This window comes from Companilactobacillus sp., from assembly GCF_022484265.1.
Taxonomy (GTDB): domain Bacteria; phylum Bacillota; class Bacilli; order Lactobacillales; family Lactobacillaceae; genus Companilactobacillus.
The window spans coordinates 94,402-114,583 of record NZ_JAKVLR010000001.1 but is presented as its reverse complement, the minus strand read 5'-3'; the positions used below and the strand labels follow the sequence as shown (position 1 = coordinate 114,583).

The 20,182-nt window shown below is 37.1% G+C and carries 23 protein-coding genes; 1 reads left to right on the top strand and 22 read right to left on the bottom strand.

Annotated elements, in window-relative coordinates; genetic code table 11:
- Positions 1 to 47 precede the first annotated feature (47 nt).
- The 20 genes from LKF16_RS00545 to polA all read right to left on the bottom strand — a co-directional run bounded on the left by LKF16_RS00545 (position 48) and on the right by polA (position 17,473).
- On the bottom strand, positions 48 to 587 hold the full coding sequence (locus tag LKF16_RS00545; protein WP_291471914.1) for a YceD family protein: 540 nt from the start codon (positions 585 to 587) through the stop codon (positions 48 to 50).
- Positions 587 to 1,693 carry a nucleotidyltransferase gene (locus LKF16_RS00540; RefSeq protein WP_291471912.1) on the bottom strand — a complete coding sequence of 369 codons (1,107 nt, stop codon included), beginning with the start codon at positions 1,691 to 1,693 and terminating at the stop codon, positions 587 to 589. The genes LKF16_RS00545 and LKF16_RS00540 overlap by 1 nt, the downstream gene beginning before the upstream one ends.
- Before the next feature lie 8 nt (positions 1,694 to 1,701).
- Positions 1,702 to 2,433: a class I SAM-dependent DNA methyltransferase gene (locus LKF16_RS00535; protein ID WP_291471910.1), complete on the bottom strand. Its 732-nt coding sequence runs from the start codon at positions 2,431 to 2,433 to the stop codon at positions 1,702 to 1,704.
- The gene (gene rsfS, locus LKF16_RS00530; RefSeq protein ID WP_291471908.1) at positions 2,423 to 2,788 is read right to left on the bottom strand and encodes a ribosome silencing factor; all 366 of its coding nucleotides are present in this window, start codon (positions 2,786 to 2,788) and stop codon (positions 2,423 to 2,425) included. Before rsfS ends, LKF16_RS00535 begins: the two co-directional genes overlap by 11 nt.
- Position 2,789: 1 nt before the next feature.
- Positions 2,790 to 3,392 carry a bis(5'-nucleosyl)-tetraphosphatase (symmetrical) YqeK gene (gene yqeK / locus LKF16_RS00525; RefSeq protein ID WP_291471907.1) on the bottom strand — a complete coding sequence of 201 codons (603 nt, stop codon included), beginning with the start codon at positions 3,390 to 3,392 and terminating at the stop codon, positions 2,790 to 2,792.
- Entirely contained in the window at positions 3,389 to 4,021 is a 633-nt protein-coding gene (locus tag LKF16_RS00520) for a nicotinate-nucleotide adenylyltransferase (protein ID WP_291471905.1), read from the bottom strand. The genes yqeK and LKF16_RS00520 overlap by 4 nt, the downstream gene beginning before the upstream one ends.
- A gap of 19 nt (positions 4,022 to 4,040) precedes the next feature.
- A complete protein-coding gene (locus tag LKF16_RS00515; protein ID WP_291471903.1) occupies positions 4,041 to 4,355 on the bottom strand; it encodes a YhbY family RNA-binding protein in 315 nt (104 codons plus the stop codon).
- Positions 4,356 to 4,364: 9 nt separating this feature from the next.
- Positions 4,365 to 5,480 (bottom strand): ribosome biogenesis GTPase YqeH, encoded by a 1,116-nt coding sequence (yqeH, locus tag LKF16_RS00510; protein WP_291471900.1) that lies wholly within the window; start codon positions 5,478 to 5,480, stop codon positions 4,365 to 4,367.
- Entirely contained in the window at positions 5,467 to 5,994 is a 528-nt protein-coding gene (locus tag LKF16_RS00505; protein ID WP_291471898.1) for a YqeG family HAD IIIA-type phosphatase, read from the bottom strand. Before LKF16_RS00505 ends, yqeH begins: the two co-directional genes overlap by 14 nt.
- Positions 5,995 to 6,061: 67 nt before the next feature.
- Positions 6,062 to 6,418, bottom strand: a complete 357-nt coding sequence (rplT, locus tag LKF16_RS00500) for a 50S ribosomal protein L20 (RefSeq protein ID WP_076615968.1) — start codon at positions 6,416 to 6,418, stop codon at positions 6,062 to 6,064.
- 34 nt (positions 6,419 to 6,452) lie between these two features.
- Positions 6,453 to 6,650 (bottom strand): 50S ribosomal protein L35, encoded by a 198-nt coding sequence (gene rpmI, locus LKF16_RS00495; RefSeq protein WP_291471891.1) that lies wholly within the window; start codon positions 6,648 to 6,650, stop codon positions 6,453 to 6,455.
- Between the two features lie 14 nt (positions 6,651 to 6,664).
- Positions 6,665 to 7,192 carry a translation initiation factor IF-3 gene (gene infC, locus LKF16_RS00490; RefSeq protein ID WP_291472181.1) on the bottom strand — a complete coding sequence of 176 codons (528 nt, stop codon included), beginning with the start codon at positions 7,190 to 7,192 and terminating at the stop codon, positions 6,665 to 6,667.
- A gap of 216 nt (positions 7,193 to 7,408) precedes the next feature.
- On the bottom strand, positions 7,409 to 8,209 hold the full coding sequence (locus tag LKF16_RS00485; protein WP_291471889.1) for an HAD family hydrolase: 801 nt from the start codon (positions 8,207 to 8,209) through the stop codon (positions 7,409 to 7,411).
- A 129-nt stretch (positions 8,210 to 8,338) separates the two neighbouring features.
- Positions 8,339 to 10,288, bottom strand: coding sequence for a threonine--tRNA ligase (gene thrS / locus LKF16_RS00480; RefSeq protein WP_291471887.1), 1,950 nt, complete (start codon positions 10,286 to 10,288; stop codon positions 8,339 to 8,341).
- Between the two features lie 297 nt (positions 10,289 to 10,585).
- On the bottom strand, positions 10,586 to 11,497 hold the full coding sequence (gene dnaI / locus LKF16_RS00475; protein WP_291471886.1) for a primosomal protein DnaI: 912 nt from the start codon (positions 11,495 to 11,497) through the stop codon (positions 10,586 to 10,588).
- A 2-nt stretch (positions 11,498 to 11,499) separates the two neighbouring features.
- Complete coding sequence (locus tag LKF16_RS00470; protein WP_291471884.1) at positions 11,500 to 12,867, bottom strand: replication initiation and membrane attachment family protein; 1,368 nt, start codon at positions 12,865 to 12,867, stop codon at positions 11,500 to 11,502.
- 11 nt (positions 12,868 to 12,878) lie between these two features.
- Entirely contained in the window at positions 12,879 to 13,361 is a 483-nt protein-coding gene (gene nrdR, locus LKF16_RS00465) for a transcriptional regulator NrdR (RefSeq protein ID WP_291471882.1), read from the bottom strand.
- 20 nt (positions 13,362 to 13,381) lie between these two features.
- Positions 13,382 to 13,975: a dephospho-CoA kinase gene (coaE, locus tag LKF16_RS00460; RefSeq protein WP_291471880.1), complete on the bottom strand. Its 594-nt coding sequence runs from the start codon at positions 13,973 to 13,975 to the stop codon at positions 13,382 to 13,384.
- On the bottom strand, positions 13,972 to 14,799 hold the full coding sequence (mutM, locus tag LKF16_RS00455) for a DNA-formamidopyrimidine glycosylase (protein WP_291472180.1): 828 nt from the start codon (positions 14,797 to 14,799) through the stop codon (positions 13,972 to 13,974). The genes coaE and mutM overlap by 4 nt, the downstream gene beginning before the upstream one ends.
- Positions 14,800 to 14,815: 16 nt before the next feature.
- On the bottom strand, positions 14,816 to 17,473 hold the full coding sequence (gene polA / locus LKF16_RS00450; RefSeq protein ID WP_291471879.1) for a DNA polymerase I: 2,658 nt from the start codon (positions 17,471 to 17,473) through the stop codon (positions 14,816 to 14,818).
- A gap of 206 nt (positions 17,474 to 17,679) precedes the next feature.
- Here polA and greA point away from each other — a divergent pair, with 206 nt between their 5' ends.
- Entirely contained in the window at positions 17,680 to 18,147 is a 468-nt protein-coding gene (gene greA, locus LKF16_RS00445) for a transcription elongation factor GreA (RefSeq protein WP_291471877.1), read from the top strand.
- Between the two features lie 46 nt (positions 18,148 to 18,193).
- Here greA and murC read toward each other — a convergent pair whose 3' ends face one another.
- A complete protein-coding gene (murC, locus tag LKF16_RS00440; protein WP_291471875.1) occupies positions 18,194 to 19,525 on the bottom strand; it encodes a UDP-N-acetylmuramate--L-alanine ligase in 1,332 nt (443 codons plus the stop codon).
- Between the two features lie 8 nt (positions 19,526 to 19,533).
- The gene (gene ytpR / locus LKF16_RS00435; RefSeq protein WP_291471873.1) at positions 19,534 to 20,166 is read right to left on the bottom strand and encodes a YtpR family tRNA-binding protein; all 633 of its coding nucleotides are present in this window, start codon (positions 20,164 to 20,166) and stop codon (positions 19,534 to 19,536) included.
- Positions 20,167 to 20,182 lie beyond the last annotated feature (16 nt).

Here is a 20,182-nt window from a genome sequence, read left to right as displayed (position 1 = left end):
CATAATATATATTACCAAAAAATAATAAAAGAGGCTCATGTTTGACCCTATTCTTTGAACAAATTCTTCAATTTGGCAAATTCAGGATTAACATGCTCCTCTTCTTTTTGTTGATTAAATTCATCTTCAGATATGACTGTCCAATTTTTTCCAGATGGCATCACATCATCTTGCTTCTCTTTTTCAGTTAAAACTTGAGTTGGAATATTTAACAAAATGTTATCAATAATTGACTCATAAACATTGATAGTTGGATTATCTTCATCTATCGGAATAATAATTGAATAATCATCAATTTCCTCGGTATCGATATTATCAATGTTGTATGCTTCATTGATCCTAAAATTTAATTTAAGTTCAACTGGCTCAAGGCTTCTCGTTGATGGAACAACGACTTTAGTATTAACTTTAACATCTGATATTACTAAGCCACGATCATTAAAAAGGTTTCCGTCAATATCAACTTCTTTAGCATCAATAATATCGGGATAACGTTCCTTAAGTTCTTTAGCTAGATCAAGTTTTTCTTTAAAATCAAAGGGTTTATCCTTGTACTTGCGTACCTCTTGAACATCCCAGTTAAGCATTAATTTTCCCCCTTAATATAAGGAATGACTCCAAAATTTTGTTCCTTGCCACTGATAAGTTGCCAAACGCTGTCAGCCTTTAGTTCCGTTGCCAACAAACTAGTTTCTTGTTTACCAACTCGAGTTATCAGTGGAATGTTAATTTGTTTCTTATTATTATTCAAATATTGTCGACCAGTATCGTTAAAACCAAGAATTCGTAGATATGAAGAATTTAATGCAGCAGTCATCTCCTTTGTACTAATGTTCATTAATACATACAGCAATAGTCGTCTAATCCTAGCTAAAGTATAGCGTTTAGACTTAACTGCACTCAGAAATTGATCAAATGAATCTGCATTCTTAATTTCTTTTTTTAACTTAAAGTTCAACCCCTCCACCATTTGATACACCAATTGTAATTCATTAGTAGAGTTCGTCAAAATTTTATACCTTAAAAATGAATAAAAATCATTCCATGTATAAATTGACGAATATTTTAATGACTCAAACATCTCATCGGGGACTGAACTTTTTGTCAATTCGGGACTGGTCAACAATTGTTTTCGAATTCGTGTTGCACTGTATCCGTTTGGTTGACGGACCAGTGAATGGATAGAGATTGGAAAATGATTTTTTACAATGGTAAGTGAATAATTCAATCCTAACAGTTGATTTGGCTTGCCGATTGTATTGATTCCCAACGATTCAAGCTGTTCATTCAAATTTTCTGCGTAACTTCGATCATACTGCTGTTGAAACTGACCCTTGTTGTTAATCAACTTATCGGCAGCTTCAACAAAATCAATTTTCTCTTCAGTACCAAAAACTATGTCGGTCACGCCGATTTGATTTAAAAGTTCGACTGACTTTCGAGCAAAAATATCTGCCGGTTGAACAGCACTCGAAAATGGCAATTCAATTACGATATCAATGCCATTTTCAATTGCAATCTGACTTCGCTTCCACTTATCTAATACAGCAAAATCACCCCGCTGCACAAAATTGCCTGACATTACGGCAATTAACACATCAGGGTGATATTTTTCACGGATCATGTCAACGAACATTTTATGACCATTATGAAATGGATTAAATTCTGCCACAATTCCAAAAATTTTCGTCATTTGTTCACCTATTTCTCTGAAGCAAAAAACCAACGATTTGAATCATCCTTAACTTCTGATTCACCGAATTCAGCGGAAACGTGAGTGTTTTTGAAACCCACGTCCTTCAAAATTTCCAAAAATGTTTCTATTGGGTAAGTTCTCTCGTGATGAATTTCTGTATTAGCTTTATATCCACCGATCTTGTCATCCCAATTGAAAAAAGTTAACTCATGTTCAATGCTATGTGGATATTCACCTTCATAGCTACTCCACATAAACGCTGAGTCTTCTGCCTTGTGATTAAACATATAACCAGGAAAGACCTCATCCATTTGATAAAGCGAATGAGCATCAAACAAATATTTACCACCATCATTTAAATGATCATAAGCCTGTTTTGCAGCAATATATAACTCATCTTCGTCTCCTAGATAACAAATTGAATCATCAAAGCAAGTGATGACATCATAGTTATCAAAGGTATATAAATCCATCATATTGCTTTGTTCAAAAGGAATGTTGACCTTAGCCTGATTAGCTTTTTCATCGGCAATATTCAACATTTCTTCTGACAAATCCGTTCCGGTTACGTCAAAGTCATTTGCCAGCAAAATTGTCAGATCTCCGGTCCCACAAGCAACGTCTAATAACGTCTTAGCAGAAGAATCAGTTTGATTGCGGACATAATTGGCCCATTTTGCATATAAACTATCATCCATTAATTCGCTGTATACGCGAGCAAACGAATTATAGATCATTTACAGTCACCAATTTTGAAATATCGACTGATGGTGCATCTGACCATAACTTTTCTAGGTTGTAAAATTCACGTTGTTCAGTTGTAAAGACATGAACTACCACGTCATGTAAATCGATCAAGATCCAATCTGAATCTCTTTTACCTTCAACATGTCCAATTTCAATATTGTTCTCGCCGGCTTTGTCCAAGATCTCTTGAACAATAGCATCAACTTGTCGTTGTGAATTTGCATCCATAATGACAAAGTAATCAGTCATGATACTTACCTTGCTGATATCGAGAACTTCAATATCGTTTGCATGCTTACTGTCTGCAGCTTTAACTGCAACTTCCATAATTTCTTTTGAATTCAAATTATAATTCTCCCTTATTTATCCAGTAGTTGTAGCTTGCAAAAGTTGCTGGATAAATCTGTCTATTTTTATTGATCAAATGTTGAACTGAATGCTTTAATTCAAAAGCAACACCTGCGTCTAAAGATTTGTCGGCATATTCTCGTGCTTCATCGATGCCAGTAAAGTCTCGCGCTGGTTCAATAAAATCGGCGATAAAAGTACATTTATCAGTTCCAGTCATTGTTGTGGAACCAACAGTATGTCTTCTGATGGCATTTAAGACATCTTCATCATAAACATTTAGTTCATCTTTAATAATTTCGGCACCTACGATTCCGTGCCAAATTGCATTTCCATAATTTAATAACTCTTTGTTCAAATTCTTACGTTTGATAACATCAATGAACTCATCATCTGATCTTTCTTTTGCATAATCATGCAGAAGACCAGCTAAGCCCGCACGCTCAACGTCTAAATCATTTTCCGCAGCCAATCCACGTGCCTCTTTTTCAACACGCAGACAATGACCGAAACGAAAGTCGCTTAATTGCGTCTTCATGCGATTGACCACAGCTTCGCGATCAAATCCTGGTACGATCTTATCATAATTAAAGTCTGTCATCGGTAAAGCCCCTTATCCAAAATGTAGTCTTCAACTCGTTCGGGGACCAAATATTTAATTGATCTACCCTCTCTAACTGATTCTCTGATCATACTTGAACTAATTTCTAGTTCAGGAGTATTTACCCAAAGTATAGGATATTTAGAACTTTTTTCAAAACCTTTTCGACAAACTCCAACAAAGTGGATCATTTGGACCAATTCATCAATGTGAGACCATTTTGGCAAATTTTCGACCATGTCTCCACCAATAATAAAGTAAAACTCCGTGTTAGGGTTTAGTTGCTTCAAAATTTTGACAGTCTCATACGTATAACTGACTCCACCACGATTAACATCGGTTAAATCCAAATCAAAATGCAAATTATCTTCAATCGCTAATTTGATCATTTCAATTCGTTCGTTACCACCGATTGGTTTAGTCTTTTGGACGCCACGATGAGGTGGAATATTGTCAGGTAAAAATAACACTTTATTTAAATGCAACTGTTGAAAAACTTGTTCAGCAATCACCAAATGACCAGTATGTATGGGATTAAAAGTACCTCCCAAGATACCAACGTGTCTCTTTGGCTGAGTTGACCTTATTTCTGGTTTGACTTGAGTTAAAATTTGCTTATTTGTTCTCATTATTCATCTTCACTTAATACTAAATTTTTTCAAGTTCTAAAGAATATTTGCGATTCTTGATCTTAGATGACTTTTTGTACAAGATCACCTTTGAACCGATTGTCTGAACATGTGCAACGCCACCATCGATTTCATTCAATGCTGCGACTAATTGTTCAGAACCAACCATAGTATTTTGTAATAATGTTACTTTAATCAATTCATCCTTATTAAGCAATTGTAAAATCTGCTTTAATAAATTGTCGCTAATTCCGTCACGCCCAACTTGAACAACAGGTTTCATTGTTTGAGCTTGGCTACGCAAATAACGATTTTGTTTACCTTTAATAATCATAGTTTCTCCTTAAATGATTGCATCTCTCATTGAGACGCTAACTCCTTCTGGTACATAAACGCGTACTTTACAGTTAGCTGGGATAACTACCCATCCCAACCCGTAAATGACGATATCTGACTTCTTATGTGACGTAAACTCTTCTTTTTTTAGTTTAGGAAATTCACTGACATCATAAGGCGGATTCAACAATTCACCCAAGTGTTTTTGATAAAATTCGTCAGCATTAACCGTCTTTGTTCGATGCAATACTAAACCTTGATTGACATAGAATACAACGTTAGTTTTTTCATCTAAGAAATCGAAACGAGCCAATCCTGCCACAAATATCGTTTGACCATCACGAAGTTGAAAAGTTGCTGGACGCAAAGGCTTTTTAGGAGTGATTGCCTTGAGTTCTTTTTCATCTAAGTAATGAGCAAGTTGATATTTATGAATAATACCTGGTGTATCAATTAGGAAATGTCCGTCATCCAGCGGGATATCGATTTTATCTAAGGTTGTTCCTGGAAAACGCGATGTGGTGATCAAATTTTTGACGTCAGAATTTTCACTGATGATCTTGTTGATCAAAGTTGATTTTCCAGTATTTGTAGTTCCGACTACATATACATCTTGACCGTCACGATATTTTTCGATCAAACGCATTAACTTATCAATGTTGGTCCCTTTTTCAGCTGAAACCATGATCTGATCAACTGATTTGATACCATTTTCCTTACTCTTTTGTTGAAGCCAATTCAGTAGTTTATTTTGATTAACTGAATGTGGCAATAAATCGACTTTATTACCAACAACTAGAATGTTCTTATCACCAACGAACCTCTGAAGTCCGGGAATAACACTACCTTCATAGTCAAAAATATCAACTACGCTGACAATTAAACCTTTTTTGCTAGAAATCGAATCCAATAATTTCAAAAATTCGTCGTCATCAATATTAACATCTGTGATCTCGTTGTAATTTCTCAATCTGAAGCAACGTTTACAAAATAATTCTTTGGAATCATCCTCCAAATATTTATCTAACGTTGATTGTTGCACGTAGCCGGGTAAATCTTTATCAGTTGTCTGAAGTTTTGCCCCGCAGCCGATACAAAATAATTCTTCATTACTTTCTGTCATTTAATGAATCCTTCCAGTATAAGTTTTTGTCTTTATGTTGTAGATATTTCAAAATTGGTCGTTCAAAAAATCGATTTACACGAGTCTTTTTGGCATCTGTATCAACGATTGGTTTAACTAATACTGTTGCTACTCCTGATAATGAACCAGCAAGTACATCAGTCAAAACTTGATCGCCAACAAATAAAACTGAATTACGGTCAATCTGATTCTCTTTAAGATATTTGATAATTTCAAAAGGCAGTGGCTTCTTAGCACGAGCAACAATTCCGATTTGTAAGTCGCTGACTGCTTTTTCAATTCGCTTGTAGCTATTGTTTGATACGACTAAAACTTCAATATTTGCCTTTTTCATTATATTAAGCCATTTTCTCAATGACAAGCTATATTCACTACTATTCCAAGGCAGGATAGTATTATCCAGGTCCGTCATAATAGTAGTAATATTTTTCTCTTTTAGATCTTCAACATCAATGTCAGTGATCTTATTTAACATAATATTAGGTTTAAACATAATCTGCCCTCATTCGTATACTTAGTAAAAAAACGTAATTTGGATTGTCCAAATTACGTTTTAATAATTAAGCTAAAGCTTTCTTAGCTGTATCTGCTAAACTTGTAAATGCTTTTGGATCTTCAATAGCTAATTGAGCTAACATCTTACGGTTGATGTCAACATTTGCTAATTTCAAACCATGCATCAATTTGCTGTAACTGATTTCGTTCATTCTTGCAGCAGCGTTGATTCTTGCGATCCATAACTTACGGAAATCACGCTTTCTTTGACGACGATCACGGAATGCATAACGGTATGAAACCATGATTTGTGTATGAGCTGCTTTAAAAGTGATATGTTTTGAACCACGATATCCTTTAGCTAATTTTAAAACCTTTTTACGACGCTTGCGAGTTACTGTTCCACCTTTTACACGTGGCATAATGACTCCTCCTTTGAATTGCTAAACTGTTAAATTAGTATGTTGCTAACATTTGTTTGATTCGTTTCATATCACTTGATGAAACTAAACCTGATTTTGCCAATTGACGACGTTGCTTCTTTGTCTTTCCGTGGAAACGGTGACTTGTATAAGCATGGCTTCTCTTCCACTCACCAGATGCTGTCTTCTTAAATCTCTTTGCTGATGCGCGGTGTGTTTTTTGTTTAGGCATTGAAAATCCCTCCACTATTTTTTCTTTTTATCGTTACTAATTGGATCAAGCATTAAGAACATGCTTCGGCCATCCATCTTAGGTTTTGTAGTGACATTGGCAATATCTTTTGTCTTGTCAGCTACTCGATCTAAAACTTCTTTTCCTATCTCTTTATGAGTAATAGCTCTACCCTTAAAGCGAAGAGAAACTTTGACCTTATCGCCCTTGCTCAGGAACTTACGGGCATTGTTAAGCTTTGTGTTAAAGTCGTTTTCCTCAATAGTTGGACTAAGTCTAACTTCCTTGATGCTGACGACCTTTTGCTTTTTACGAGCTTCACGATTTTTCTTTTGAAGTTCAAACTTATATTTACCGTAGTCCATGATTCTTGCTACTGGAGGCTTTGCTCCAGGTGACATTAGAACTAAGTCCATATTAGCTGCGTCTGCTAGACGTTGTGCTTCTGCCTTAGGTTTAACACCAACTTGATCACCATTTTCTGTAATCAATCGAACTTCTTTTGCACGAATTTGATCGTTTACTAATAAATCTCTTGCTATGAGTAGTCACCTCCGAAAAATGTTCCCACTAAAAAAGTGGGGTGCATACGCACGCCCACTAATATAATTGTTATATACAGTATATTTACCTAGAGGCTTACGCATAGGTGAGAAGCGGGCGCTTCTGCTTAATCTCAACAGGTATTAATAATACCAGTCGTATCTGTAGTTGTCAATCATTGAATGATATTTTTTATTGAATTTATGTCTCAAATATTATTTAGTATCCCATCCAAACAATTCATCTATTTGGTTAAGTACACCTTCGTGATTGTTGTCGAATTCTGTGATCTTATCCGCAGCTTCTTTAGTTGATTCCTTAGCATTCTTCATTGCAAAACTTAGACCGGATTCCTGTAACATTTCATCATCATTGCTGTTATCGCCGAATGCAACGACATCTTTTAAATCTATACTATAATATTTGGTTAATTGTTGGAGACCAAAACTCTTGTTGATTCCCTTGGAGATAACATCAATGCTTCCAAATCCACTAGCCGTTGCATGAATGTCGTCACTAAAACGCTTGTTCAAATATTGCTCGACTTCTGAAAGTTTATCATTATTCAAACTAATATTCACTTTAAAGATATCATCTTGAACAGCTTTTACATCATCAACTAACTTGTAATTGTGAATGTAGTATTTGTTCAAGACCGACTCATATTGTTTATCAACGTAAGTGGCTTTTTCGCCTGATACAATATAGGATTTTAAATTGTCACCTAAATAATCTAGACTGTCAATTATTTCATTCACGACATCAGGTTTTAAATAAGCAGCAAATACTTCTTTGTCGCCGACCATGATGTGGGCGCCATTTTCAGATACAAACGCATCAACTGGCGAATATTGAACCACTCTTTGTAGATGGCCTAAATAATTACCGCTGGCAATTGCAAACTTAACTCCCTTTTCATGGAGCATCTCTAATTGTTTATTGAATCTTTCATGGTTGTATTGATGCTCATCATCAAAAAATGTGCCATCAATATCTGTGGCGATTAATTTAATCATTAAATTATGCCTCTTTCATATTTATTTCATCAATATCAATTTATCATCTCTTCAATAATAACGGATTTTTACTGATATGAACAATCTTAGGCACAAAAAAAGCCGAGATCTCCTCGACTTTTTGAATAATTATTTAGCTTCACCTGTACGACTGAAGTTTGCGATATCTGCAGCCACAGAATCAACGAACATTGCAACATATTCTGACTCTGACTTCTCTTCACCATATTTTCTAACTGATACGGTTGCGTCTGCCATTTCATCGTCACCTACCACAGCTGTATATGGAATCTTCATTGTTTGTGCATCACGGATCTTGTAACCCATCTTTTCGTCACGATCATCGATCACTGCACGAATATTCTTGCGACGTAATTCTGCTAGCAAGTTTTGAGCATAGTTTTCGTGGTACTTCTTGTTAACTGGAATAATTCTTACTTGTGTAGGAGCTAGCCATGTTGGGAATGCACCCTTGTAAATTTCGATCAAGTAAGCGATAAATCTTTCCATTGTTGAAACAATACCACGGTGAATCATAACTGGACGGTGGTCTTCACCATCAGCACCAACATATGTCAACTTAAACTTCTCTGGTTGCATGAAGTCTAGTTGAATTGTTGATAATGTTTCATCATTACCTAGTGCTGTCTTTGTTTGAACATCAAGTTTTGGACCATAGAATGCAGCTTCACCCTCTGCTTCGTAGTAATCCAAGCCAAGATCATCCATAGCAGCTTTAAGCATTGATTGTGATTTGTTCCACATTTCATCATCATCAAAGTATTTTTCAGTGTTAGCTGGATCACGATAACTAAGTCTGAATGAGTAGTCTGTGATATCGAAGTCTTTGTATACTTCAACCATCAATTGAAGCGTACGTTTGAATTCTTCTTGGATTTGGTCAAGTGCAACAAATGTGTGACCATCGTTCAATGTCATTTCACGTACACGTTGTAGACCACTTAAAGCACCTGATTTTTCGTATCTGTGCATCATACCTAATTCAGCGATACGAACTGGTAATTCACGATATGAACGTGTGTGGTGCTTGTAAATTTGAATATGTGAAGGACAGTTCATTGGACGAAGTTCAAGCATCTCGCCGTCACCCATGTCCATTGGTGGAAACATGTCTTCACGATAATGTTCCCAGTGACCTGAAGTCTTGTAAGCATTCAAGTTCATCAAAACTGGTGTATATACGTGTTGATATCCCCAAGCAACTTCCTTATCAATGATATATCTTTCAATTACACGACGAATAGTTGCACCATTTGGCATCCAATATGGAAGACCTGCACCAACTTCTGGGTCAACGAAGAACAAGTCAAGTTCACGACCAATTGTTCTATGGTCACGTTCCTTGATTTCTGCACGACGTTTCATATCTGCATCAAGATCTTCTTGTTTGAAGAATGATGTACCATAAATTCTTTGAAGCATTGGGTTACTTGACTTACCTTGCCAGTAAGCACCAGCAACGGATAGCAATTTGTAGTGTTTCAAATTCTTAACGTTAGGAAGCACTGCATCGTAACCAAAGTCGATAAAGTTATCTAGTTTATAAACAGGAACTTGGACAGCATCGATTGCACCAAGTAATGATGACTTGTATGGGTCATCTTTGAACATTTCAACTAATTCTGACTTGTCCATCAAGGTTCTTTCAACTTTGTCATTGTTCTTGATGATCTTGTTCATTGTCTCTTCGATCTTAGGTAACTCGTCAACTGTGATTTGTTCCTTGTCATCAGTATCAACATAAAAGCCATCATCGTTAGAATGCTTTTCGCCAAAATGAAGATCTGCCTTAAACTCTTTAGCAGCAGCACTGAAAATTAAACTAGCAGTATTTCTCAATACTTTTAGACTATCTTCATCGTCTTTACCAGTAATAATTTCAATCTTTCCATCTTGTTTAATAGGTCTTTCCAAGTCAACTAATGTACCGTTTAGTTTACCAGCGATAGCATTTTTACCAAGTGATGTACTGATCGACTTAGCAACATCTAAAGTAGTTGTGCCTTGATCAAACTCCTTAACTGTTCCATCTGGGAATGTTAATTTGATTTCTGACATAATCCGTGTAACCTCCTAATATTTAGACAACAAAAAAATGCGTCCTTGAAGTACAAATACAATAATTGTATTCATACTTCAGGGACGCATTTTGCGCGGTTCCACCCACATTAAAACTGTTTATCACAGCTTTCGCTCTACGGTTGTAAAGTAACCAACTTTAATAAACGTTAAAACATGGAAGTGGTAACTTCAGTAATGGGTAAGCTTTCAGTTGACGTACCCTCCCTGAATAGAACCGAAGTGTTATCTTTCATGTGTTTATTGAAACATTAATTATTTATATTTGCAAGGTTTTTACCCCTTAGGGCGACGATTTGGCCCAGTCACGATCACTTCACGAGATAGATATTTAACACGCTCCATAATTCTGGCAGCCTTAACGGGCTCATGGTCTCCACCGGTCGTATCCGCCAAATAAGTTTCCAATTCTTTCATTGAAAAATTAGATGAGAAAAAGGTTGGTAAATTTTCTTGCATCCGATATTGCAGGATCACTCCAAAGATTTCGTCACGCATCCAAGCTGACATTGAATCTGCACCAATATCATCGATCATTAAGATCTGAGTATCTTTAACTCGGTCGACACGATCACCAACCGAATTATCGCGAATCCCCTTTTTAATGTCGTTAGCAAAACTTGGGAAATGCACCATCATTGATTTTACGCCTTGAGCATATAATTCATTAGCGATGGCGCCTAATAAATAAGTTTTCCCGACTCCGAAGTCGCCTGCTAAATATAGACCTGGAACAAACTTACCGTTTGGGTCGTATTTGTCGATAAAATTGATTGCTGCAGCAAAGGCTTCTTGTCTGCCTGCACCATCATAATCATTTAGACTGGCATTTCTGACATCGGGAGCAATATCCAGCAAGGCAAATCCTGACTCATAATTCTTGCGGTTGTCACTTGCAATCTTACGTTGGTTAGGAACGTAAGCCACTTCAATTTTGTGATTGCTGACAATTAGCTTGGGATCATAATTTTTAGTATATTCGCTGCCGTTCTTTTTTTGATTATAAAATTCGTATATTGCGGCCGCTGAAACGTCGATTCCTTCTTGACTGATTTGATCTTGGTTTTGTACCAAAAAGCTTTCTACATCGGGATCCTGTAGTGCTTCATTCATCAATTTTTGATAATCAGCATTGCTGAAACGATAATTCTTCAAGCCTGCCGCTAAAGCATCGCTAAATTTTTCCATAATTATTTACCTTTATTCCGTAATTTACGGAGCATTTCTAAACGATTTTGTTCCAGTTGAGAGTCATTTTTTTGTTCGACCGGCTTACTTTTGACCTTGGTCCAGTCAGTAGCCTGTTCGACCTTCCTTGGACCTTTGGAATAACGTCGTTGATTATTATTTTTACGGGGTCGATTTTGAAACTCAGTGATTCTCTTGAGAGCCGCTTCTGGTGTCGTAACGTTATTTTGCTTCCAGTCATTAGCAACGGTTTCCATGAATGCCAAAGTTAATGTTGGTGAGTTTTGCAAAATATAGTGCACCAAAATATTAAGAACTGGAATTGGCAATAATGAACGAGAAGATAAAGTCCGCAATGCCCTAGCTTCAGAATTACCCGTGAATCCGCCGAGACGATTTTTTTCGTCAGCCAGAAAATCAGCTGGCGGCATAGTTTTAGCCCGTTGCAATAGCAGTCGTTCAGGATCATTGCTGTTTGTTGTAACTGCCGATTGTTCGACAGGAGCCTGCTCTACTCGGGCGGATAAATTAGCTTTTCTTTCAAAACGATTCTGAACTAGACGTTTGAGTGCATCTGGATCGATTTCGTTAGTCGTGATATCAACAGTTTTACCAATCATTTCAATCATAGAAACATCGGGAACTCCGTAAAACTCATGCAAGCTGAGCAAAAGCTGTTGGTTTTCTAATAGATTCTCATGACTGACCTGATAAACTTGCTCCACTCTCTCGCAAATTAACTCAAAGTCAAAACTATCATCTTGAGTTGCATCCAATTGAGGTCTACCTTGCTTAGATACATTATTAAAATCAGTTTGAGCTTTTTGAACAGCATTTGGTTTATCGACGATGTCACTGTCGCTTAATTGAAATACTTGCATGAAGGTTTTTGAAACATTCTTCGAACCGTCTAAAACTGATTCTGACTGGTGATACTTATCGACCAATTTAGAATATTGATCTTCACCAATTTTTTCCAACAGAAAAATACTCATCAAGTCGTCTTCAAAAAAAACTTTTGGTGAATATGGTGGAAAAAGCTGATAAATATTAAACGTCCCAATCTCATCTGTCTTTGAATAAGTCGAAACCAAACTCAATGCTTCTAATTTTAGACGTTCTTGATAAAAAGTATTGATATCCATATCCAATAACGACAAAAGTATCGAGTGACTTTGACGATCAGTCACCAATTGTTTATTGGGGATTTGTTGCCAAAGCAATTGATAAATTCCAAAGGCACGAGTTCCAAGGAGCGGCAAGTATAAATCTGTCAATACTTGACGATCAACGTCGCTGATTTGACCATTGGGTAAACACCAATAGCCAGTCAAAGGAGTTAAATTATTTTTATTTGCATTTAAACTCACGCTGCTCCTCCTTATTTCTTAGAATCCTTCTTATCGCTCTTGTCATTTGCCATCATTTCTTGAACTTCATTCATAAATCCACTCATATCCTTGAATTCACGGTAAACACTGGCAAAACGAATGTAAGTTACGTCATCAACGTCAGCTAATTCCTTCATAACATATTCGCCAATTTCTTGAGACTTAACTTCATTTTCGCCGGTTGCACGAATCTTGTTTTCAACCCGGTCTACGATCGCATTCATTTGATCCATGGTAACTGGACGTTTTTCGGCAGCACGGACTAGGCCACGCAATAATTTTTCACGCCGAAATTCTTCACGATTTCCGTTCTTTTTAATTACTAAAAGCGGTGATTTCTCGATTCTTTCAAAAGTTGTAAATCGGGTGCCGCAAAATTCACATTCTCTTCTTCTACGAATGGCACGACCTTCATCGCTAGGTCGACTATCGACAACTTTTGACGAGTCATGGTGACAATGTGGACATATCATAAGCGTTCCTCTTTTCTATGTTAGAGCTGCTTTAACAATTGGCTGATTTCGTTTTTCAAACTAGCAATGTCATGCGAATTATCAAGTACATAATCAGCTAATTGTTTTTTCTCCGTCATCGGCATTTGTGAATTAATTTTATCTAAAGCGGCTTGTTTATTCAAATCATTTCGTTTCATCAAGCGTTCAAGTTGGATTTCCGGTTCAACATAAACTGCAATCGTAGCATCAAAATATTCCTGATAAGAACCCTCAAATAGCAGTTGGATCTCAAAAATATTGATCGTTGAACTTGAGTCTTTTTTTGCATCGTCAATTATTTGAACGATGGTTGACCTTAGTAACGGCCCCATAATATTATTCAATATTTTCAGCTGACGTTTATCAGAAAAAACAATGCGGCCTAATTTTTTTCGGTCAAGCGAGCCATTAGGTAAAAGGATGTGCTTGCTAAATTGTTTAACAACTTGTTTTAATCCTGGAGTACCGGGCTCAACTACCTGTCGGGCAACCTTGTCAGCATCAAAAATTCGGCATCCCAGTTCTTTAAAGATCTTTAAAACTGTAGTTTTTCCGGCTGCAATGCCCCCAGTCAAACCATAGATCTTACTCATTTGATCACCTGACAAGTTGGACAGAAGTGAGTTCCTCGTCCACCGACCTTGATCTTTTCGATTTCGGTTCCACATCTCGGACATGGAGTACCCTCTTTGCCATAAACTTTAAGTCGGTCTTGCATATTACCTTTGTGTCCATTGGCATCCAGATATGAACGAACTGTGGAACCACCAGATTCGATGGCCAGTTTGATTTCATCATTAGAACAATCGATGACCTTTTTGATGTCATCATCTGTCAGATGATTGGCAGGTGTTTCAGGGTGTATCTTTGACTGCCAAAGAACTTCATCAACATAAATATTTCCTAGGCCACTCATAACGGACTGGTCTAATAAGACCGTTTTGATATCCTTTCGATGCTTGATAATTCGAGGTTTAATATTTTCAAAGGTAAACCTGCTTGATAGCGGCTCAGGGCCTAACTTTTTCAACGATTTATTTTCATCCAAAGTGGCCGTCGGCCATAGTTGCATGCGACCGAATTTTCGCACGTCATTATAAATCAGCATTTCACCATCATCCAATGTAAAAATTGCATGAGAGTGTTTATCGATAGCTGTTTTATCAGCTGAAACACGGTACTTACCCTCCATCCGCAAATGACTGATGATGGTATATCCATTATCCAAATGGATCAACAAAAATTTAGCCCGACGTCCAACGTCGGTAATTTTGGCACCAGTGACTGTCTCAACAAATTCTGAGACATCCCCTGTGATCAAATTCTGATAACGTATCTCAACATTTTCAATTCGTTTATTTTTAACCTGTGTCAACAGACCTCGGCGGACTGTTTCAACTTCTGGCATTTCTGGCACTATTTTCACCTACCACCTATTTAGCTTCATACCATGTCTTGCCATGTGCAGTTCCCACTTTTAGTGGCACATCTAACTTAACGGCAGAGTCCATGACACTTGGAACTAGTTTTTCTAAAATTGGAATCTCTGATTGTGGTGCTTCAAAAATCATTTCATCATGCACTTGTAGCAATAGATTCGCTTGCAAGTTTTCTTCACGGAGCTTCTTTTCCATATTGATCATGGCTACCTTGATGATATCGGCAGCACTACCTTGAATCGGTGTATTCATTGCAGTTCTTTGGGCAAAGTTTCTCAATGCAAAGTTCTTAGCATGAATATCAGGTAAATAGCGACGACGATGCATAATCGTTTCGACGTAGCCATTTTCACGTGCAAATTTAACAATATCGTCCATATATTTTTTAACGCCAGGATATTGTTCGAAGTAGTTTTCAATAAATGAAGCGGCTTCTTTTCTTGTAATACCAATATTTTGCGACAAGCCATAGTCACTAATTCCGTAAACAATTCCGAAGTTTGTAGCCTTGGCCTTTCGTCTCATGTCTGGTGTAACTTCGTCAGTGCTATTTAAGCCAAATATTCTCATCGCGGTGTGGGCATGAATGTCATAACCTTCTTTAAAGGCTTCTTGCATATTCTCATCACCAGAAATATGGGCCAAGACACGTAATTCAACCTGGGAATAATCGGCAGAAAACATTTCCCAATCATCATGTTGTGGTACAAAGGCTTTACGAATTTGACGGCCCTCGTCGATTCTGATTGGAATGTTCTGCAAATTAGGTTCGATCGATGACAAACGTCCCGTCTGAGTCAAAGTTTGTTGGTAGATCGTGTGGATCTTGTTATCTGGTTGGATGAATTTTTGTAATCCGACTGCGTATGTAGAATTGATCTTAGACAATTGACGGTAGTCCAAGATTTGTTGAACAACCGGAGATTTATCTTTTAATTTCTCTAAAACATCAACGGCTGTTGAATAGCCAGTTTTAGTCTTCTTAATGACTGGCAATTTCAAATCTTCAAAGAGAACGACACCTAATTGTTTAGGTGAATTAATATTGAATTCTTGTCCAGCTTCTTTGTAGATATTTTTTTCAATATCCACTAAACGCTGAGCAAAATCGTTTTGCATTTCCTTTAGTTTTGAAGCTTGAACGGTAACTCCTTGAATTTCCATATCTGACAAAACAATTGTCAGTGGCAATTCGATTTCGTCGTATAAACTATCTTGATCATTATCTTTAAGTTCTTGCATCATTCGATCGTGCAAAACATTGATGATCTGAGCTTGTTGACTCAAATAATTCAAGAATTTATGAGTATCTTCTGGGATTGCCTTTTTAACACCCTTGCCATAAAATTCATCTTCTGTTGGGAGTTGGTGGCCGTAGTTTTGAGCTACTAAGCCAATATCAGTTTTGTTATCATTTGTGTCCAACAAATAAGCCACCAATAACATGTCAAAGGTTACGCCCTTTAACTGACATCCATAACGGTTCAATAAAGCAATTGTTCTCTTATAATCGAAAACAAATTTTTCTTTACTGTCGTCTTCAAGCCATTTTTTGAATTCATCATTTTCAAGTATCGAAATATCATCGGTAGCATAATATTTATCGCCGCTAGCCACCGCCAATCCGATGATAGGCGAAGTATGATAATTCTCACCCAAATTCTCAACTACAACCGTTTGTGGACCATTGTCTTGAACAATTCTATCAACCGCATCCGCATTCAATTCAGCAAATTCAATCTCTGCTAATGTTTCAACATTAGACGTCGTATCAACATTCAGTTTCTCCAAAAATGAATTGAAATTGAGCTTTTGATAAAACTGGATCAACTGTTCTTGATTATCACCAGCGTATTCCAAGTCTGACAATTTCAATTCGACCGGAGCATCTTGGTTAATGGTTGCTAACTTTTTACTCAAAAAAGCTTGGTCTTTATCGTTGATCAAATGCTCTTTTAACTTGCTTTTTTTCATTTCATCAACGTGATCGTAAATACCTTCCATGCTGCCGTATTCAGTCAATAACTTAATGGCAGTCTTTTCGCCAACCTTTTCAACACCAGGATAATGGTCAGAATTATCCCCCATTAGTCCCTTCATATCGATAATCTGGTCAGGTGTAATGCCCAATTTTTCTTTGACGTGTTCAGGCGTGTAAGCTTCTGTTTCAGTCACACCTTTAACATTTACTCGTACTGTAACCTTAGGAGTTGTCAACTGGGTCAAGTCACGGTCACCAGTGACGATGGTAACGTCCATGCCATCTTCGTCACCTTTTTTGGCCATGGTCCCAATGATATCGTCAGCTTCATAATCCTTAAGCTCGTAAGTCTTGATGCCACGTAAATTCAACAATTCCTTGATCAAAGGTAATTGTTCAGTCAATTCTGGTGGTGTCTTAGCGCGGCCACCCTTGTACTCTGAATACATCTTAGTTCTGAACGTTGTTTTACCCGCATCAAATGCAACTAATGCGTGGGTAGGTTTTTCTTCTTTTAAAATTATCTCTAACATGTTATTGAAGGCGTACAAAGCATTAGTATGAATACCATCGCCATTGACAAATTTATCTAAAACATTGTGCATGGCAAAAAATGCTCTGAAAGAAACACTATTTCCATCAATTAAAAGTAATTTGTTATTTTGTGTCATATTTCCTCCAATTTTAACTGAAATTAACTAATACTATTTTAACAGTTCACTAACCTTTGTAACAGCATTTGACAAATACTGACGGAATTGATGGTAGCCTAAAGACAATTCATGTGAATTTTTTCGGCATTCATATCTGTTTCTTTACCAAAAATAGATTTTGCGGTAAATTGTTCCCAGAAACTCAATAGATTCGAGGTTTTATTATGGAACCAACTTTCCACAAAATGACTCCTGACGGGTACAAAGATATCGAACAAGAAATTGTTGATTTGAAACAAAAACGTCCCAGTTTGATCAAAAGATTGGCGGCAGCTGCTGCTTTAGGCGACCGTTCTGAAAACGCTGAATATAGCAGTTCAAAGCGTGATTTGGGACAGTTGAATGGGCGTTTGCATTATTTGGAAAAACAATTGAAATATGCCAACGTTGTAAAACCCGCTGATAACGACATACTGGATATTGGAAAATATGTCACGATTGAATTCATGGACGATCACGAGCAAGAAACTTACCAATTAGTGGGCGAACATGAGGCTAATTTGGATCAAAATAAGGTTTCCTTCACGTCCCCAATTGGCAAAGCGTTAAACAATCATAAGGAAAACGATATTGTAACCGTCACAGCTCCAAATGGATCTTATCAGGTAAAAATTATTAAACTAAATAAATAGCGCAAAAAAACTTCAATTCGCAAATGTGTGAATTGAAGTTTTTGTTTTATTGTTGATTAGGATTCAAGGTACTTAGTAGATGTTCGTATGCTGTTTCATATTTTTGAACATCCCCAGCACCCATGAAGATGATTACGGCATTGTGATAATCCAAAAGTGGGGACATATTTTCGAGTGTTAATACCTCTCCACCCTTATGGATTTTGTTTCCAAGGTCTTTACTTGAAATATCACCATGCTTCTCACGGATCGAACCAAAAATATTGGTTAGATAAACTTTATCAGCTAAGTCCAATGATTTAGCAAAATCATCCATGAGAGCTAATGTTCTTGTATATGTGTGAGGTTGGAAAACAGCAATTACCTCTTTGTCAGGATACTTTTGTCTAGCGGCATCAATCGTAGCTTTGATTTCTTGTGGATGATGAGCGTAGTCATCAATAATTGTCATATCAGCAACTTGTTTTTCGCTGAAACGTCTCTTAACGCCACTGAATGTTTGCAATTCACGATTGATCAAAGCATGATCCAAATGTTCCATATGACCAACGCCAATAACTGCAAGTGAATTCAAGACATTGTGTTCGCCAAATAGTGGAACTTGGAAGTTACCAATATCTTCACCCTTGATTGAGACATCAAAAGATGATCCCTTAACTGTACGTTTGATGTTTGTAGCTCTGATATCATCAGATTCATTTAAACCGTAGTAGTAAATAGGTGCGTCTGCTTTGATATTTCTGGCGTGCTTGTCTTCGCCCCAAATGAAGATACCCTTCTTAGTCTTTCGAGCTTCTGATTCGAAAGCATCGACAACATCATTGATTCCACCAAAGAAGTAATCTGGATGGTCAAAATCAATATTAGTGATAACTAAGTAATCTGGTGAATAATCTAAGAAGTGACGACGATATTCGTCAGCTTCAAACACGAAGAATTTTGCATCCTTTTCACCTTTACCAGTACCATCACCGATAAGATAAGAAGTCTTTGCAATACCGCTTAAGGTATGAGCTAAAAGACCTGTAGTACTCGTCTTACCATGAGATCCAGCAATCCCGATCGAAGTGTATTCAGACACGAGCTTACCGACCATTTGTGGATATGTAACGATTGGTAGATCCAAATCGCGAGCTTTTCTGATTTCAACTTGGTCATCATCAAAGGCGTTACCTTTAATAACAGTTAGGCCTTCATGTATATTTTTTTCATCAAACGGCATGATCTTGATGCCAGCTTGCTCTAGTCCACGTTGCGTGAAAGTATATTTATCAATATCTGAACCTTGGACTTCATATCCTAAGTCTTTCAAAATAAGTGCCAACGCACTCATTCCTGTACCTTTAATTCCAACAAAATGATAAACTGTCTTTTCCATAATTACTCCTACTCGAACATTTTTTCTGCGGCAACGAAATCAAAAGCATCGCCGGCTTTTCCCTCATCTAAAACTAGGATTCCACGCTTCTTAGGCGCGTTTGGTATTCCTAGTTCCTTTGCAGAACAAATCATTCCGTAACTATCTACCCCTCGTAATTCACCGGGCCAGATTTCCATACCAGTAGGCATAACTGCACCAGGTAAAGCAACAACAACTAATTGTCCTTGATCGATATTAGGTGCGCCACAAACGATTTGAACGGGCTTATCAAGTCCAACATCTGTCTGTGTAATGTGTAAATGGTCTGAATCTGGATGGGCAACCATCTCATCAACGTGACCGATGACAAACTTAGGAGCATTATCCTCTGCTAATGTATCCTTGAAACCTGCTTCAAGAATGTGAGAGTTAAGAATATCTACTTGTCCAGCATCCAGATGCAACTGACCATTTTCAGTCAAGTTAAGCTCTTCTGCTACTCCAAAAAAGTTAAAACCAATGGTTTCATTAGTTTCGCTGTTGTAGATCCTAACAACATCATCATTCTTAGTGGAAGCTTGTTTAACGTTGGTATCATCTGCCAACTCTACTATTAAGACGTCACCTAAAACGTCCGGATTATAAAAACTTAATAACAAGTTAGTGCCCTCACTC

Excerpts from the sequence above, each read along its gene's own strand:
- LKF16_RS00545 (WP_291471914.1), bottom strand. The coding sequence starts at position 587 with ATGCTTAACTGGGATGTTCAAGAGGTACGCAAGTACAAGGATAAACCC.
- LKF16_RS00540 (WP_291471912.1), bottom strand. The coding sequence starts at position 1,693 with ATGACGAAAATTTTTGGAATTGTGGCAGAATTTAATCCATTTCATAAT.
- LKF16_RS00535 (WP_291471910.1), bottom strand. The coding sequence starts at position 2,433 with ATGATCTATAATTCGTTTGCTCGCGTATACAGCGAATTAATGGATGAT.
- yqeK (WP_291471907.1), bottom strand. The coding sequence starts at position 3,392 with ATGACAGACTTTAATTATGATAAGATCGTACCAGGATTTGATCGCGAA.
- LKF16_RS00520 (WP_291471905.1), bottom strand. The coding sequence starts at position 4,021 with ATGAGAACAAATAAGCAAATTTTAACTCAAGTCAAACCAGAAATAAGG.
- LKF16_RS00515 (WP_291471903.1), bottom strand. The coding sequence starts at position 4,355 with ATGATTATTAAAGGTAAACAAAATCGTTATTTGCGTAGCCAAGCTCAA.
- yqeH (WP_291471900.1), bottom strand. The coding sequence starts at position 5,480 with ATGACAGAAAGTAATGAAGAATTATTTTGTATCGGCTGCGGGGCAAAA.
- LKF16_RS00505 (WP_291471898.1), bottom strand. The coding sequence starts at position 5,994 with ATGTTTAAACCTAATATTATGTTAAATAAGATCACTGACATTGATGTT.
- rplT (WP_076615968.1), bottom strand. The coding sequence starts at position 6,418 with ATGCCACGTGTAAAAGGTGGAACAGTAACTCGCAAGCGTCGTAAAAAG.
- rpmI (WP_291471891.1), bottom strand. The coding sequence starts at position 6,650 with ATGCCTAAACAAAAAACACACCGCGCATCAGCAAAGAGATTTAAGAAG.
- LKF16_RS00485 (WP_291471889.1), bottom strand. The coding sequence starts at position 8,209 with ATGATTAAATTAATCGCCACAGATATTGATGGCACATTTTTTGATGAT.
- thrS (WP_291471887.1), bottom strand. The coding sequence starts at position 10,288 with ATGTCAGAAATCAAATTAACATTCCCAGATGGAACAGTTAAGGAGTTT.
- dnaI (WP_291471886.1), bottom strand. The coding sequence starts at position 11,497 with ATGGAAAAATTTAGCGATGCTTTAGCGGCAGGCTTGAAGAATTATCGT.
- nrdR (WP_291471882.1), bottom strand. The coding sequence starts at position 13,361 with ATGATATGTCCACATTGTCACCATGACTCGTCAAAAGTTGTCGATAGT.
- coaE (WP_291471880.1), bottom strand. The coding sequence starts at position 13,975 with ATGAGTAAGATCTATGGTTTGACTGGGGGCATTGCAGCCGGAAAAACT.
- polA (WP_291471879.1), bottom strand. The coding sequence starts at position 17,473 with ATGACACAAAATAACAAATTACTTTTAATTGATGGAAATAGTGTTTCT.
- greA (WP_291471877.1), top strand. The coding sequence starts at position 17,680 with ATGGAACCAACTTTCCACAAAATGACTCCTGACGGGTACAAAGATATC.
- murC (WP_291471875.1), bottom strand. The coding sequence starts at position 19,525 with ATGGAAAAGACAGTTTATCATTTTGTTGGAATTAAAGGTACAGGAATG.